We start from the raw sequence: 867 nt of genomic DNA on the forward strand, positions 1-867 counted from the left end.
GCTCGCCCTGGCGCCCGCGTCGGGCACGGTGGTCACCCTGCTGGTGCGGGGCGGCGTGCCGCTGGTGGGGCTGCGCGGGGTGGTGGGGGCGGCGGCGCTGGCGCTGGCGGAGCCGTCCGCTTTCAGCCCTCAGCCCTCAGCGAACAGCCGCCTTCGCTGAGGGCTGAGACGGACCCCGATGGAATCGTTGACGAAGTGATGGGGGTCCGAGCGGATGCGAGAAGGAGAAACGAGGGGTTCCGGGAGATGGATTTCCTTCCAGTGGTGTTCCGGAAGTCCAGGAATTGGACGGAATCCGTACGAGGGCTCTCAGGGCACCAGCCACGTCACCCCCCGCGCGTCGTTCAGGGTGCTCAGCAGGGTCACGGGTCGCCAGTTCACCGTGCCCCCGCTGTTGCCCGAGCCCAGCCCGATCACCGTGTCGTACCCGGTGAGCGAGGTGGCGGTCAGCGCGTACAGGAAGCCGTCGGGGGCGAAGGTCACGTCGCGCAGGTCGGCGAAGGAGTTCACGGCGAGCGCCTCGTTCCGCGTGCCCGAGGCGTCCCACAACCGCAGCGGCTCGCTGCCCAGCCCGCTCACGCGGGGGTCGCGCCACGCGGCGATCAGATTCCGCCCAGCTACGCCGCTGCCCGCCGAGGTCCACAGCCGGTCCACCCGGCCCGTGCCGAAGGCGTCCAGCGCATCCTCCGCGACGGGAGCGCCGTCCGTGCCCAGCGGCTGCACCCCGCTGTCGGTCGCGGCGTAGACGGTGGTGCCGTTCGGCGCCGGGGCGAGGTCCCGGATGGCAGGCGCAGGCACCGGGAGCCCCGGCTCGGCGCGGTCGGCGCCGGGGGTGGTCACGGCCACCCGCAGCACCTCGCTGCCGCC

1 pseudogene is annotated in these 867 nt (G+C 73.1%); it reads right to left on the minus strand.

Annotation, left to right across the window (positions count from 1 at the left end):
* Positions 1–309: 309 nt before the first annotated feature.
* Positions 310–867: pseudogene (locus tag QOL99_RS17240) on the minus strand (hypothetical protein); the annotation flags it as partial.

Origin of the sequence: Deinococcus rhizophilus (assembly GCF_030271215.1) — a bacterium.
Lineage (GTDB): Bacteria > Deinococcota > Deinococci > Deinococcales > Deinococcaceae > Deinococcus > Deinococcus rhizophilus.